We start from the raw sequence: 14767 nt of genomic DNA, 5'->3' as shown, positions 1-14767 counted from the left end.
GAGTAAGATCCCTCAGAGACGATGAGGTTGATAGGTTCGAGGTGGAAGCGTGGTGACATGTGGAGCTGACGAATACTAATCGATCGAGGACTTAACTAACTTCTTCAAGATGTCTTAGATTTACTCTTATTTAGTTTTTAGGGTACAAACCTTTAAAACATTCAAGGAAGTTCGGTTAAAACTGTTCACGTCCTGTGAACACCGAACGACCTACATCATGTAGGCCTGGTAGCGATAGCGGAGAGGTCACACCTGTTCCCATGCCGAACACAGAAGTTAAGCTCTCCAGCGCCGATGGTAGTTGGGGATTCCCCCTGCGAGAGTAGGACGCCGCTAGGCAATTTAAAAGTACAGGATATGTTAAAAACATATCCTGTACTTTTTTGCAATTAAAATTAGTCTTTAAGAGTCATCGTTCTTAAATCTCCAGAGAAAAATAAAACCACAAAATATACATAAGGAGGAATCTCAGATGAATATAAGATTACTACAATCAAATGATGCAGAAATATATTGGCAAATTAGATTAGAAGCACTACAAAAAAATCCAGAAGCTTTTGCTACTAGTTATGAAGAAGCTAAAAATAGAAAAAATCCAATAGGACGTGTTGCGAGTAATTTGATAGATACGTATAATTTCACATTTGGGGCATTAATCGATGGAGAATTGATAGGTGTCATAACATTAATTCAAGAATCAGCACTAAAACTCAGACACAGGGCTAGTATTTTTGCTATGTATGTTACTCCCAAAATGCGTGGTGCTGGTGTTGGTCAAGCGTTACTATCGGAAGCAATCAAGAAAGCACAATCAATAGAAACCATTGAAAAAATTAATTTATCCGTAGTAACAACGAATAAGGAGGCAAAGGAACTTTATATTAAATGTGGATTTCAAACATTTGGTGTAGAGGAAAAAGCGCTTGTCTACCAAGACAACTACTATAATGAAGAACATATGGCATTGTTTCTTAAATAATGGAAATTAGGGAAGTACCGATGCTTACTACTATTGTAGAACTAACTCAAATAATGTTTCTTCCTCTTTTTCACCTGCAAGTTCCGTTCGTATATTGCTATACGCTTTGTTTAAATTAATTAAATATCGTTGTTTTGACTCCTGATTTTCAGCAATAACGGTAACTTCAGTAAGTAAATCATTATATATATTCTTTAAGGAATCAGGATGTTCATTAAATAAATTGTTCATAATACTGAATTTAAAACATTCAGTAAAGTAACTTTTTGTTCCATAGATACCTAAAGGATTGTCCTCTGTATTTTGCATTTAACTCCACTCCTTTAAAGGGGGATTTGGTTATTGCATCGATCTTCCCAAAGTGAAATAGTTGCTCACTTGTTAACTTACTATAAATCAACTTGAGTATACCACTTCCATTTGAAAAAACAACAAGGTTAGCAGTTATTGTAGAAAATACTGTGTATATGTTGTATAAGGGGAACTGGATATTCGTTGTAAAACATGATTTAATGAAGAAGAATTAGAAATAGAGATATAAGGAGACATACTAATGGTGCAATCAAAAGAAAATAAAGAAGAATTACTTCTGCAAGCAGTGAAAACTCAGTACTCTATTCTTCAATTATTAGATAATACGTTACACCAAACCTATCAATATGAAAAAGGATTACCAAAAGAACAGCAGAATAGTGAGGTTATCAATTTAGCTTATCAAGCACGAAATATTATTGCAAAGAAACCAAAGTTGAAAAAGATTTATAAGGAACTAGAAGAAAAATATGATGTTGAATTATAATCCGAAAGAAGCTTATTTATAATTCGTTCATAAACCTTTGTGATGTTTTTATAAAAGGATGGTTTTCAATTTATTGGACAAGGGATTTTTATTTATGATTTCCTTTGTCTTTTTTTGATTCACAAATTCGTAACAATATAATTAGTTAGATATGCTTCTTTCATGAAATTTTAACATTGGACAGGTATGGTAGGATTAGAAGGATTTTGAAATGGAGGAACAACCAATGGCAGCTACAAGTAAGATATTAGCCGTAGGAATCATGGTATTTAGCTTCATTATAGGGTTAATTACTTTTTATATGATGAGTGATCTGTCGAAAAAAGAGAAGAAAGAACAAGTAGAAGAAATAATATCACAACTCATCAACTTTGTAATTTTTATTTGGATAGGGAAGATTATTTTGAATATCTCCATCTTTATTGAAGACCCATTGGCAATATTAGCTTATCCTAGTGATTCAAGAGCTTTTTATTTTTCCGTATTACTTAGCGGCTTTGTACTTTTTTATAAATATAAAAAGAAGCAAATGGATATTGTTACGTTTATTCATTCCTTTATTCATGTATTTTTAGTTGCTTCGTTTTTATATGAATTTATTCAATTTGTATGGAACGACAATGCTTTCTCGTTTGGAAACATGGTGGTAATAGTCATTTTAATGGTTATTTTCCTTTTCATGCAGGGATATGTATCTAATTATATGGCATTTTTTACAATACTAGTATTATGGTCTATTGGAATGTTTCTCTTATCCTTAATTCAGCCATATATAACCGTTTTTGGTTATATGATTGATGTATGGTTTGTAGGAGTATTTCTTCTAATAAATGTCATCATTATCTATCTGAATAATAGAAAGAGGGATGTATAAATGAGTGGAATTGAAGCAGATACGTTATTAATAGTTGGTACAATGTTAGCAATTGGTGCGGGAGCATTATCTTTTCTGTCTCCTTGTGTTTTACCGATATTCCCAGCATACTTATCTTATATAACAGGTATAAGTGTGAAAGAGTTGCAAGGAAATCAAACGAATAAAATTCGTGGGAAATTGTTAAGTCATTCATTAGTTTTTCTGTTAGGTGTTTCTTTAGTATTCTTGAGTTTAGGTGCCAGTGCTTCCTTTTTTGGACAGTGGATTCAAAACTTATTACTAGGTGATTCAGGTCTATTTATTCAGCGTATTGCTGGAGTGTTTTTAATATTTATGGGCTTATTCATTGCTGGTTGGATCAATATTAAGTTTTTAATGAAAGAAAGGCGTTTACAACCTTCCAAAAGACCTACAGGATATGTCGGTACCTTTTTTATTGGGTTAGGGTTTGCAGCGGGATGGACACCTTGTATCGGTCCAATTTTTGGTTCGATATTGCTTCTGGCAGCAAGCAATCCTGGCCAAGGAGTGTTTTATACGTTTATGTATGTTATCGGATTTGCTTTACCTTTTACTGTATTAACTTTCTTTCTGGGATCTACCAGATGGATTGTCAAGCATAGTGGTATCATTATGAAAGTTGGCGGTGTTATTATGATCTTGATGGGACTTGTATTGTTTCTTGGCTTAATGCCAAGGATTTCTGCTTTTTTACTTGAGTTAATCGATGGTACGTGGTTATCTAGATTAGGATAAGATTGGAGGAGACATACATGAAAAAAATGGTTTTACTTATTATTGTAGTCGGAATGCTTGGTTGGGCTTTATACGATTTTGTTCTTTCAGATAACGATAACCCATCATCTAATGATGTAGAAGTGGGTATTGAACAAGGGCAAGTTGCTCCAGACTTTGAACTAACTACCTTAAATGGTGAAACGGCAAAATTATCTGATTTCCGTGGTAAACGTGTGTTCATCAACTTTTGGGCAACATGGTGTCCACCATGCCGAGCGGAAATGCCGGATATGCAGGAGCTATATGAAAATAAAGATGTAGAAATTTTAGCAGTTAATTTAACGGCTTCCGAAAAAAGTGAAGAGGGGGTTGTTGAGTTCGTTGAGGATTATGGATTAACCTTCCCGATTTTAATGGATGTGGAAGGACAGGTCGAAAGTTTATTTCAGGTGAGTGCCTATCCTACATCTTATTTGGTCGATTCAGAAGGCCGTATTCAGTACAAAGCGATCGGAGCAATGAACTATGATTTAATGGTACAAGAAGTGGATAAATTGAAGTAGCGTGTGGGGTGGATAGGGTGAAACAGACAATTTTAGTGGTGGAAGATGACCAGATGATTCGTCAGCTAGTCAGTACTTATTTGAATAAAGCTGGCTATCAGGTAATACAAGCATCAGATGGGATAAGAGCACAAGAGGAATTCTTAACTCATCATCCCTGTTTAATCATTCTGGATTTAATGCTCCCTAAATTAAGTGGTGAGGAATTTTGTCAATGGGTGAGAGAACAGGAACGGAATGAAGTGTCTATTATTATGTTGTCTGCAAAAGCAAGTACTGCTGACAAAATCAATGGCTTAAAGATGGGTGCAGATGATTATATGACAAAACCTTTTGAGCCAGAAGAATTAGTCGCTCATGTAGAAGCGGTTTTACGCAGAACGGGGCAATTTTGTCAAAAATTAACCTATAGTGGATTATGCATTAAACCTCGAAAGGGAGAAGTGCTTCTATATGATAAAAAGTTGAAATTGACCAAACATGAATTTAATCTTTTGTATCATTTTATGGAAAATCCAAATATCGTTTTAACGAGAGAGAATCTACTTAATCATTTGTATCCCTATGCTGCAAAAACAGTATTAGATCGTACCATTGATGCCCATATTAAGAAGCTGAGAGAAAAAATAGAGGATCATCCGTCAGCCCCGAGACGGATAGTGACCGTTCGAGGGATGGGGTATAAGTTTGTTGATGAAAAAATGGCGTAAATCGTTGTTACCTAATGAGTTTTTATGGCGTTTGACATTTGTAAACATTGTTGTTATTTCTTCTTTTATTATTCTCAGCAGCTGGGCGATTTATCATACAGCTTGCTTTTTAGCTGATGGAATGAGTGTGATGTCACCACAGAAGCAGAATCAATTTAATATCACTCTCTTTCAGTATCTTTGGTTACTTAGTGTACCGACAATTTTCATCGGAAGTTTCATACATTTTTATATAACAAAAAAAATGACCCAACCATTGAAAGACATGATAGATTCAACGAAAGAAATGAAAGAGGGACAGTTCCCGAAGAGAATTGAGGCAAATTCAGCAGGAGAAATAGGGCAATTAATTGGTCATTTTAATGACTTAGTCCAACAATTAAAAGACAATGAGGAACATCGAAAAAAACTCATATCAGATTTATCTCATGAATTTCGTACACCGTTAACTAATATTAATGGATACCTTAAAGCTTTAGAGAATGGTGTGTTAGAGGGGGATAAAGAATTATATCGTTCCCTATACCTAGAATCAAAGCGGCTAACAAGCATGTTGGAACAACTCGATCAATTGAAAGAATGGGATCACATATCTAAACAGAGTTTTATGCAAAAGGAAAAGACAGATATAGGTGTACTTATCGAACAATCTGTAGATATGTTTCAATTATTGATGGCGGAGAAAGATATGAAGGCTTCTGTACAAATAGAACCTCAACTTGTTCATGTATATGTTGGAGGTATTACTCAAGTTATCAGTAATTTAATTGATAACGCTATACGGTACTATGAAGGTGAAGGGCCAATCCGAATAAAAGGGGAAGTACTCAACACAGAGTATAGGTTATCTGTTAGTGGACCAGGGCTGCATATCCCAGATAACGAAAGAGATAAGATTTTTGAAAGGATGTACCGAGTTGACCCTTCCAGATCTCAGGAAACAGGTGGAAGAGGTCTAGGACTTGCTATATCAAAGGAAATCATTGGACATCATCATGGGAATATAGGCTTAGAGTCTAATGAGTATTATCATTCATTTTGGTTTACCTTGCCGATATCTGACTAAATTACATTTCTGGGAGTAAATGGATGAGTTAGTTTTATAAAACATTCAATGCTATTTAATTTTGGGGTGCAAAATCACAGAAGGTTTTGTGCTTTTTTGTGTTTAGAAAGAAATTAAATGGTTATCACCCCTTTCAAGCGAATAAACAGTATACACCTTAAAGGAAGCTAGATAATCTAATTTACCTTAAATATATCAATGTTAAGATAATTTAAGGTAGAAAAATAAGCATTCTTTTCCTAGCTTTGATAAAATAGAATATATTGATAATAGTTTTAGATAAAGGTGGTTCAATATGAATAATTCAGTTATGAATAAAAAGGTCATTGTTTTAGGAGGAGACGGTTTTTGTGGGTGGCCTACAAGTCTTCACCTGTCCAATTTAGGGCATGAAGTGATTATTATTGATAATCTTTCACGCCGCGACATTGACAACGAGTTGGAAGCGGAATCTTTAACACCCATTCAACCTTTAGGTACAAGACTAAATACTTGGGAAGAAATTTCAAAAAAGAAAATAGGTTTTTATAATATGAATATAGCAAGTGAATATGACCAATTATTAAAAGTATTGCAGGAAGAGGAACCGGATGTTATCGTGCATTTTGCCGAACAACGAGCTGCGCCTTATTCGATGAAGTCACCTAAAAATAAACGTTATACAGTAAATAATAATATTAATGCCAGCCATAATGTACTATGTGCAATTGTAGAATCTGGACTAGATGTACATCTTGTACATCTGGGAACTATGGGAGTTTATGGCTACGGTACAGCTGGAATGAAGATACCAGAGGGGTATCTTGATGTTGAAGTAGAAACGGAGGAAGGAGAAAAAGTTAGTCAAAAGATTCTTTACCCAACCAATCCTGGCTCTGTCTATCACATGACAAAGTCACTAGATCAATTGCTATTCCAATACTATAATAAAAATGATAATTTACGGATAACAGATCTTCATCAAGGTATTGTTTGGGGGACAAACACTAGAGAAACAAATCTTGATGAAAGACTCATTAATCGATTTGATTATGATGGAGATTACGGAACAGTATTAAATCGCTTCTTAATGCAGGCAGCAGTTGGGTATCCAATAACGGTTCATGGTACAGGAGGACAGACGCGCGCATTTATTCATATTCAGGACACAGTAAGATGTATTCAATTAGCTATTGAAAATCCTCCTGCTGATGATGAGAAGGTTATGATATTTAATCAGATGACTGAAACACATCGAGTGAATGATTTGGCTAAACTTGTTAGTGAAATTACAGGTGGAGAAATTGCTTATGTTTCTAATCCTCGTAAAGAAGCAGCAGAAAATGAATTGCATGTTAAAAATGATTTATTCCTATCCAAAGGCTTAGAACCGATTACCTTAAGTGAAGGATTATTAAGAGAAGTGACAGAAGTAGCTAGAAAATATGCTGACCGTGCAGACCACTCGAAAATTCCTGCAACAAGTACTTGGACAAGAGACCAGAAGCCAGGAATACCTGAAAAAGAGGAAGAGAATTTAATGAATTAATTAAAAATGAGCGTCAAAATAAGTACGCTCATTTTTATAAAAGGCTCTTCTCGTATAGTTTGTTGCTTTTTGAATTTTTATAGTTGCTAGAAATTCCTGATAAGCTGAAAATCAGAGTAAGGTGCTTTACTTTCACTACAGAAATATACTATGCTTTCCGCGGGAAGGCTGAGGCCGTTCCCGCGAACCGCAAGTATTCTGCCGGAGCGAAAGAATGCACAAAATAATCATCAGTGTAAGCTAGTGGAATACTATTTTGAATGAAGGATATCCACCGTTTATATAAAATATAAAACAAAGTCATGTTACAAAATGCAACAATCTTTAAAAAAGAGCCTTATAAAAATTATATTTGTGGGTTTTGCTGTTTTTTATCCATTCTTAATTTATCTTTTTTGATTGCTTTGTAAAAGGATATTATCATGAAAACCATGATAATGGAAAATGGTAACGCAGCTATAATTAAAGCATTTTGCAATGCTTGAAGGCCACCAGTATATAATAAAATTGCAGCAATGGCAGATTGGAAAAATCCCCATACAAATTTTACTGTATTCCCAGGTTCAAGTGATCCGTTTGTCGTCTGCATCCCTAAAACAAATGTTGCAGAGTCTGCTGAAGTAATAAAGAAAGTTCCAATTAATACCATAGCTAGAATAGATAAAACGATACTGAAAGGGAATGTGTCGAATAAACCGAATAATGCTTGTTCATCAGGGAGACCAGCTATGTCTGTTCCTTTGTTTTGAGCATCAATCCCTGATATACCGAATGCTGAAAACCATAAAAAACCAACAATAGACGGAACAAGCAGCACACCAGACAAAAACTCTCTGATCGTTCTTCCTCTAGATATTCTCGCGATGAATATACCAACAAAAGGAGCCCAGGCAATCCACCACGCCCAGAAAAATACTGTCCAATCCATCACCCATTGCCTTTGTTGTGGGTCATTTGGTGCCAACCTTAAACTCTCTGTTGGAAGACTTTGTATATATGTTCCTATTGTATTCGTAAAAGAGTTTAGAATATATTGGGTTGGCCCTAGTATTAGTGTGGATATAAATAGAACTATTGCCAGCCACATATTGACATTACTCAAGTATTTTATACCTTTTCCTAATCCGGAATAGGCAGATATCATGAATAAAAAGGTAACTACGATAATGATAACTAGTTGTACAAGAAATGAATTATCAAGTCCAAGCAGGTAAGAGAAACCACCATTGATTTGCGTTGCACCGAAACCTAATGTAGTAGCAACACCGACAATCGTAGCAAAAACCGCGAGAATATCAACAGTCTTTCCCCACGCTCCTTTCATACTTTTTCCAAACAAAGGTTCAAGTGTAGAACTTACTAAGCCTCGTTTTCCATGACGAAAGGTGAAATATGCTAATATTAAAGCGACAATGGCATAAATTGCCCATGCATGTACGCCATAGTGGAAAAAGGTCACACGCAACGAATCTTCGAGTGCCTCTTTCGTACCGGCTTCTGCGGTTGGAGGAGTTTTTAGAAAGTGGGAAACTGGAGAGGCAGCACCATAAAAGACTAATCCAATCCCCATTCCTGCACTAAATAACATGGCAAACCACGAAGAATAAGTGAACTCTGGTTTATCATCCTGTCGTCCAAGTCGAATTTTCCCATAGGGACTAAAAATTAAATACAAACAAAATATGACGAATAACGTGACGACTAAAAGATAATACCAGCCGAAATGGGTAGAAATATAATTCATCCATTTCCCAGAAATATTCTCAAAGCTATCTGGTACTAAAACGCCTAAAAATGACATAACTATTGCAATCGCTAGTGTTATCCAAAAAACAGAAGTGACGCCTTTCATATAATGCCTCCTTCGTCCAAATACTTTTGTTGTAACGGAATCATTGTTGTTATTATTTCTAATAGTAATCAGACTATACAGAAGTGAGAGGTTTGGCGGTAGAAAAGATATAGGACAAACAACCAATTTAATGAAGTAGGTTCGATAACGCCAAAGAAAGAGGAAATGGAAGTATGGTTCAGTAGATTAAATATAATCATTTAGAGATATAGCATTTGAAACGCGAAGAAAACATAATATTTGCTGAGAAAACAATATTGAAATTTGGGATGACGAGGAATTCTACTTTGTGAAAGAAGAACTTGAACCAATTTCACAGGACTTTCGCACTTTAAAATTTTATTCAATATTTCATTGCGGTGGGATTTATTTTGACTAAAAAGAGGGAGAAGGAGGATGGAAATGATAAGGGAATTGAAGTTAGAAAAGGATATACGTGAGGCATTTCCGGTTATAAGGCAGTTACGAACCCATTTAAGTGAGTCTGAGTATTTGAATCTTGTCTTGGATGCACAACAATATGATTGTTATAAAATGTTTGCTCTGAATGTAGATGGGGAAATGGTTGCAGTAACAGGATTCAAACCGATGATTACACTTTATTATGGAAGATTTGTCTGGGTTTGTGACCTGGTTACTGATTCAGAACATCGCTCAAATGGTTATGGAGAACAACTACTATCTTATGTCCACAATTGGGCAATAGAAAATAAATATGATCGTGTGGCACTTTCTTCAGGACTACAGCGGCAAGACGCACACCGTTTCTATGAAGAAAAGATGAATTATGACAAAGTAAGTTATGTTTTTAAAAAAGCACTTTTCTAATAGATTGGTGCTGCCATTCGCTCCGGCAGAATACTTGCGGTTCGCGGGCACGGCCTCAAGCCTCCCCGCAGCAAGCGTGAGTGTATTTCCACAGCGGGGTTAAGCACATTATTATGAATTCAGATTATCAACAATTTCGATCAACTCTAATATAGTAAAGCGCAACAAAACGTACGAAATGAGACAAAAATTATTCGATAATATAAAATTCCATGTTGGGGGCTTAAGATGATTGAATTAAAAGAAGATATCTTACTTGAAAATGAAGAAATCAAAAGATTATATGATGATGCTCAATGGACTGCATATACAAATGACATGCAAAAGTTGATTCGAGCTATTCAACAATCATTAAAAGTTGTCACTGCGTGGCACAATAATACACTAGTTGGATTAATTAGGGCTGTAGGTGATGGAGAAACGATATTATACATACAGGACATTTTAGTACTCAAAGAATATCAGAGATATGGTATAGGTTCCCAACTTATGAGACAAATGCTTTCCAGTTATGAAAATGTGCGACAAAAAGTTCTGTTAACGGAGGAAGCAAAAAAAGTGAGAGCCTTTTATGAAAAACATGGATTTAATTCTTGTGATAAAGGGACATTAGTTTCTTTTGCAAAGATGGATTGATGGATTCTGAGTGGAATTTGGTTTACCCTAGATATGTAGGTTTATTATTTTTCAGGGGAATTTCCATCGTTTATAACCATAAAATAGGAGAAGATAAACAGAGAAAACGGTCATTTTTGAACAGACACAAAAAAATTATTACAACAGATGAGGTGTGAACATGAAGTTACAGGTTACTGAAGATGCAGCAAAATGGTTTATAGAAGAAATGGGATTGGAAAAAGGAGAACTCGTACAATTTCGTTTGAAAATATATGGCGGTATTCCAACTGTACATCCGAATTATTTCTTAGGTTTAACTACAGGGGAGAACGGGAAAATTGCTATCAAAGATGAAGTAGAGGGAATTACCTTTTACTTTAACGACAAGGATGCCTGGTTCTTGGATGAACACGATATGAAAGTAGAAATGGGAGAAGAGGAAGTAGAATACCACTTCGAGGAACGGAAATAATGATGCTAGGTGGATAAATTCTTCCAGGCATTTTTTCTAATAGTAACTTAAGAATGAAAATGGGCTTGATATTAATTCAGGCTCGTTTTTTGCTTTCGCTCTTTTCGTAACTTTGTTGCTTTTTAATCGTTCGCTGTTGTAGAGAGTACGAAATTGATGATTGGTGTGTTTCCTGCTCTGGAAATACACCCGGCTATCTTTGGGGGAAGGTTATTTCAACAAGAAATGATAAGTTATCTACGAAAATAGCAATATATCAACAACTGGAGCAGATATCGACGACATTTTTTCTTGTGAACATTGGCTATATACATGTAAGCTTTGGCATTTCCGATTTATCACACTCCATCCAATTGATAATTATGTCGTAGTTTATATTAAAATGCGACGTAAAATTATTCGGTAATCATTTTAGAAAACAGCCTTTATTTTTAAATCTGTTGGTTTATAAGAAAATTCTGATTGACAATATTCCGTTCACAGAATAAAATAAAAATAAACCAATTGATTTACTTGGTATTTTAGAGGGGGAGTTAAGATTGAGGAAATACTCCGTGTATCTCCTGCTTGGTTTCATACTTCTTTCATGGGGATTAGGGATTTATTATGTAGCTGCCTTTTATACACCTACCACTGTTATTCCAATGTTTAATAACTTCTACTGGACTTCCACTTATTCAGCAATGTTAGGTCTAACAACTGCATTTACAATCACATCCATTTTATTATTTGTTATCCATAAGTTTTATAAGAAAATCTATAAATGGTATTTGGTAAGAGGAATAGGATTATTTGCTTGGGGATTTGTTATATTTTCTCAACTGAAAATTGCTGCTTTTAATTTAGGGATTTGTCATTAGTCTAAAGGCCTGGTTTTGTTTAGAATCTGGGCTTTTTTTATGAAATATAATATTTTAGTATTGAAGAATATCTACGCAGTATGATTTCAAAAGTACAAAGTATATGTGTAGCTAAGGCTCACGTACCTCTTTGCTATTTGGTATGTTGAGGCAAATGGTAGTATGATAGTTACAGATAAAGAGGTGTATGATGAAAACATTACAGAATAAAACGATTGTAATTACTGGAGCATCCTCAGGTATTGGTGAGAAGGTGGCGTTAAAAGTTGCGAAAAAAGGTGCACAACCTATTCTTTTAGCTCGATCAGAAGATAAACTCAAGGAACTTACAAGAAAGATAAAAACAGAGTCTTCTGTTGCATGTATTTATTTTCCACTTGATGTAAGTGATACGGATCAAGTAATAGAAGTTTTTGGGAAAATAGATGAAGAAGTAGGGGATATCGATATATTATTGAATAACGCTGGATTTGGCGTTTTTGATGCTTTTAATGGGGCTCGAATGGAGGATATCGAGAGAATGTTTGATGTAAATGTACTTGGTTTAATGGCTTGTACAAAACAGGTGTTGCCAGGTATGTTGGAAAAGGGCACGGGACATATCATCAATATAGGCTCACAAGCAGGGAAACTCGCAACACCGAAATCAAGTGGATACGCAGCTACTAAACATGCAGTGCTTGGCTTTACTAATTCTCTGAGAATGGAATTAGCAAAAACGAATATTCAAGTATCTGCTGTTAATCCGGGTCCAATTGAAACAAATTTCTTTTCGATTGCTGATCAGTCTGGAAATTACGTGCAGAATGTAAAGAAATATATGCTTCAATCTGAGTGGGTTGCCGATAAAATTGTTCAATTAATGATCGTTCCTAAGAGAGAATTAAATCTTCCAAGATGGATGAATATCGGGAGTGTATTATATACCCTATTCCCATCAATAGCAGATAAATTAGCAGGAAATTTGCTAAATAAAAAATAGACAAAGGTTAGCAATATTAGGTGTACATGGTTATAAAATATGTTACAATTGCCACTAACACTTAAAAAGAAAGGAACTTGATATGAATAAAAAGTGGTTATTAACTTTAACTTTTGTGTTAGCAGCAATAGTACTGGCTGCATGTGGAAATGACGAAGAGTCTGCTGAAGATAATACAGAAGAAGTACAAGAAGATGCAGCAGAAAACGCGGAACAACCAGAAATGCCTGAGCCTGATTTAGAGGATATTCCTGAAGTTGTGGCAGAAGTAAATGGACAAGAAATATCAAAAGAGGACTTTGTGTCAACTTACCAAGGGCAATTTCAACAAGCTGCTATGCAGGCGCAGTTTTCTGGACAAGAACTTGACCAAGAGTTGTTAAAAGAACAGATGGTAGAAAGTTTGATTGGTCAGGAACTTCTGATCCAGGAAGCGGACAACCGCGCTTTTGACGTATCTGATGAAGAGGTAAATGAAACCTTAGATCAGTTAGCTCAACAAAGCGGTCTTGAATCACAAGATGATCTTCTTTCAGCTTTGCAAGAACAAGGTATGGAAGAACAAGAAATAATGTCATTAATTAAAGTGCAGGTAAAAGTTGATAAGCTGATTGCTGAAGAATCAGGTGATATTGAACCAACAGAAGAAGAATTACAAGAAGCGTATGATCAAATTATTGCATACCAGGAGCAAATGGAATCAGAAGAGGAACTTCCATCATTTGATGAAATGAAACCGGACCTGGAAGCGCAAGTTAAGAGTCAGAAAGAATCAGAAGTAACACAAACGCTTGTAGACAAACTTCGTGATGAAGCAGAGGTAACTATCAATTTATAATAACTATAAAAAACCAGGTTCAGAGAGAACCTGGTTTTTTTGAACCTCATGACCAATATTATTCTTCTTCATTAGGTACACGTCTAAATCCCTCTTGTTGCAAGTAATCTGCTGCAGCATTATACGAGACATAAGTTCCATCTAATAAATCTCCTGCGTAAATATTCCATAAATCAAAGTCGTGAACAAGTTTTAATTTTTGATTTTCATCATTTACCCAAGTCTCTTCTAATTCAATTTCGGATAATGATGTGATGGACTTAGTTATTATTTCTCGGAGTTCTCCTTTTGAAAATTCTCGAATATTTACCATTCCTTTAGCATCTACATCATAATCTCCATTTTCGATTTTCTCAGCATATACATAGCCATTGCCATTAGGATGCAGGCGATACACAACTATTTTTTTTTCGAATATACTATCATCATAATGAAAGTTCACGCGACCTAGTGAGACGTTGTGTCGTGTTAATTCTGGAAAGGATTCTATAATTGAAAGTTTTTCTTCAAATGTAAGCATATTTCCTCCAAATTTTTTTAGCAGATCGGAAAGTAAATACTTTCTTCCTGCATAGGTTTAACTAAGGCTGTCGCCGAAAGGCTTGGCGATAGCCAAGTTTTCTAATGAATTCTACCATATTATACCACTGTTTTTGGGAAAAATACGAATAGCTGGCTTCTATCTTTGACTTTTATCGAACATTAAAAAGTGCTTGTTTTATATGTATATATTTGATACAGTAGAGTTAATATATAATACTTTCTTATTTTAGTGTTTTTAAAGTAAGGATAGAGGTGCAGAAACCATTAGTACTTATGTGGAGGAGGATGAGCTCCTATGAAGCCTAAGGAAAGGGGAATTTGCCGAAGCGGATGGAATCTCATAATCCTGAAGTTGGTTCTGTTATTGAATAAATACAGGACTGTCATATAGGAGACTATATGGAGGGCTATCTAGCTAAGAACGTATACAAATGTTCTAGCAACAGCGGCCTCTCTCGTTGTTGCTTTTTAATTTGGTCCTCCGCACTCTCGAGAAACACGAAAAATATTAGAA

At 35.2% G+C, this 14767-nt stretch carries 17 protein-coding genes, 2 rRNA genes and 1 riboswitch; of the genes, 16 read left to right on the top strand and 3 right to left on the bottom strand.

Annotated elements, in window-relative coordinates:
• From D8M06_RS15435 to D8M06_RS15425, 3 genes are all read left to right on the top strand, one after another.
• Positions 1-99, top strand: a 23S ribosomal RNA gene (locus D8M06_RS15435); the annotation flags it as partial.
• A 125-nt stretch (positions 100-224) separates the two neighbouring features.
• Positions 225-339, top strand: a 5S ribosomal RNA gene (rrf, locus tag D8M06_RS15430).
• A 133-nt stretch (positions 340-472) separates the two neighbouring features.
• Complete coding sequence (locus D8M06_RS15425; protein WP_121205496.1) at positions 473-979, top strand: GNAT family N-acetyltransferase; 507 nt, start codon at positions 473-475, stop codon at positions 977-979.
• Between the two features lie 30 nt (positions 980-1009).
• Here the strand turns inward: D8M06_RS15425 and D8M06_RS15420 are convergent, their stop codons facing one another.
• A complete protein-coding gene (locus D8M06_RS15420; protein WP_121205495.1) occupies positions 1010-1288 on the bottom strand; it encodes a hypothetical protein in 279 nt (92 codons plus the stop codon).
• Between the two features lie 244 nt (positions 1289-1532).
• Between D8M06_RS15420 and D8M06_RS15415 the strand changes: the two genes are divergently transcribed.
• From D8M06_RS15415 to D8M06_RS15385, 7 genes are all read left to right on the top strand, one after another.
• Positions 1533-1778, top strand: coding sequence for a hypothetical protein (locus D8M06_RS15415; RefSeq protein ID WP_121205494.1), 246 nt, complete (start codon positions 1533-1535; stop codon positions 1776-1778).
• 211 nt (positions 1779-1989) lie between these two features.
• Complete coding sequence (locus D8M06_RS15410; RefSeq protein WP_241558966.1) at positions 1990-2652, top strand: hypothetical protein; 663 nt, start codon at positions 1990-1992, stop codon at positions 2650-2652.
• Entirely contained in the window at positions 2653-3411 is a 759-nt protein-coding gene (locus tag D8M06_RS15405) for a cytochrome c biogenesis CcdA family protein (RefSeq protein WP_121205493.1), read from the top strand. It abuts the gene before it with no gap.
• Positions 3412-3428: 17 nt separating this feature from the next.
• Positions 3429-3956: a TlpA family protein disulfide reductase gene (locus D8M06_RS15400; protein ID WP_121205492.1), complete on the top strand. Its 528-nt coding sequence runs from the start codon at positions 3429-3431 to the stop codon at positions 3954-3956.
• A gap of 17 nt (positions 3957-3973) precedes the next feature.
• A complete protein-coding gene (locus D8M06_RS15395) occupies positions 3974-4666 on the top strand; it encodes a response regulator transcription factor (protein WP_121205491.1) in 693 nt (230 codons plus the stop codon).
• Positions 4650-5732 carry a HAMP domain-containing sensor histidine kinase gene (locus tag D8M06_RS15390; RefSeq protein ID WP_241558967.1) on the top strand — a complete coding sequence of 361 codons (1083 nt, stop codon included), beginning with the start codon at positions 4650-4652 and terminating at the stop codon, positions 5730-5732. The genes D8M06_RS15395 and D8M06_RS15390 overlap by 17 nt, the downstream gene beginning before the upstream one ends.
• A gap of 295 nt (positions 5733-6027) precedes the next feature.
• Positions 6028-7260 (top strand): NAD-dependent epimerase/dehydratase family protein, encoded by a 1233-nt coding sequence (locus D8M06_RS15385; RefSeq protein WP_206613294.1) that lies wholly within the window; start codon positions 6028-6030, stop codon positions 7258-7260.
• 346 nt (positions 7261-7606) lie between these two features.
• Here the strand turns inward: D8M06_RS15385 and D8M06_RS15380 are convergent, their stop codons facing one another.
• Positions 7607-9112, bottom strand: a complete 1506-nt coding sequence (locus tag D8M06_RS15380) for a BCCT family transporter (RefSeq protein ID WP_121205487.1) — start codon at positions 9110-9112, stop codon at positions 7607-7609.
• 396 nt (positions 9113-9508) lie between these two features.
• Between D8M06_RS15380 and D8M06_RS15375 the strand changes: the two genes are divergently transcribed.
• The 6 genes from D8M06_RS15375 to D8M06_RS15350 all read left to right on the top strand — a co-directional run bounded on the left by D8M06_RS15375 (position 9509) and on the right by D8M06_RS15350 (position 13710).
• The gene (locus tag D8M06_RS15375; protein WP_121205486.1) at positions 9509-9940 is read left to right on the top strand and encodes a GNAT family N-acetyltransferase; all 432 of its coding nucleotides are present in this window, start codon (positions 9509-9511) and stop codon (positions 9938-9940) included.
• A gap of 228 nt (positions 9941-10168) precedes the next feature.
• Positions 10169-10576 (top strand): GNAT family N-acetyltransferase, encoded by a 408-nt coding sequence (locus D8M06_RS15370; RefSeq protein WP_121205484.1) that lies wholly within the window; start codon positions 10169-10171, stop codon positions 10574-10576.
• Between the two features lie 160 nt (positions 10577-10736).
• Positions 10737-11030, top strand: coding sequence for a HesB/YadR/YfhF family protein (locus tag D8M06_RS15365; protein WP_121205483.1), 294 nt, complete (start codon positions 10737-10739; stop codon positions 11028-11030).
• 539 nt (positions 11031-11569) lie between these two features.
• Positions 11570-11890, top strand: coding sequence for a hypothetical protein (locus tag D8M06_RS15360; RefSeq protein WP_121205482.1), 321 nt, complete (start codon positions 11570-11572; stop codon positions 11888-11890).
• 187 nt (positions 11891-12077) lie between these two features.
• A complete protein-coding gene (locus D8M06_RS15355; RefSeq protein ID WP_121205480.1) occupies positions 12078-12872 on the top strand; it encodes an SDR family NAD(P)-dependent oxidoreductase in 795 nt (264 codons plus the stop codon).
• An 82-nt stretch (positions 12873-12954) separates the two neighbouring features.
• Positions 12955-13710: a SurA N-terminal domain-containing protein gene (locus D8M06_RS15350; protein WP_121205479.1), complete on the top strand. Its 756-nt coding sequence runs from the start codon at positions 12955-12957 to the stop codon at positions 13708-13710.
• 58 nt (positions 13711-13768) lie between these two features.
• Here the strand turns inward: D8M06_RS15350 and D8M06_RS15345 are convergent, their stop codons facing one another.
• A complete protein-coding gene (locus tag D8M06_RS15345; protein WP_121205478.1) occupies positions 13769-14230 on the bottom strand; it encodes a hypothetical protein in 462 nt (153 codons plus the stop codon).
• A gap of 262 nt (positions 14231-14492) precedes the next feature.
• A riboswitch (Lysine riboswitch) is annotated at positions 14493-14671 on the top strand.
• Positions 14672-14767: the final 96 nt, after the last annotated feature.

It is taken from the genome of Oceanobacillus halophilus (genome assembly GCF_003628505.1).
Taxonomy (GTDB): Bacteria; Bacillota; Bacilli; order Bacillales; family Amphibacillaceae; genus Oceanobacillus; species Oceanobacillus halophilus.
Note: the sequence above shows the minus strand (reverse complement) of the source record. Positions and strands in the feature narration are given on the sequence as shown.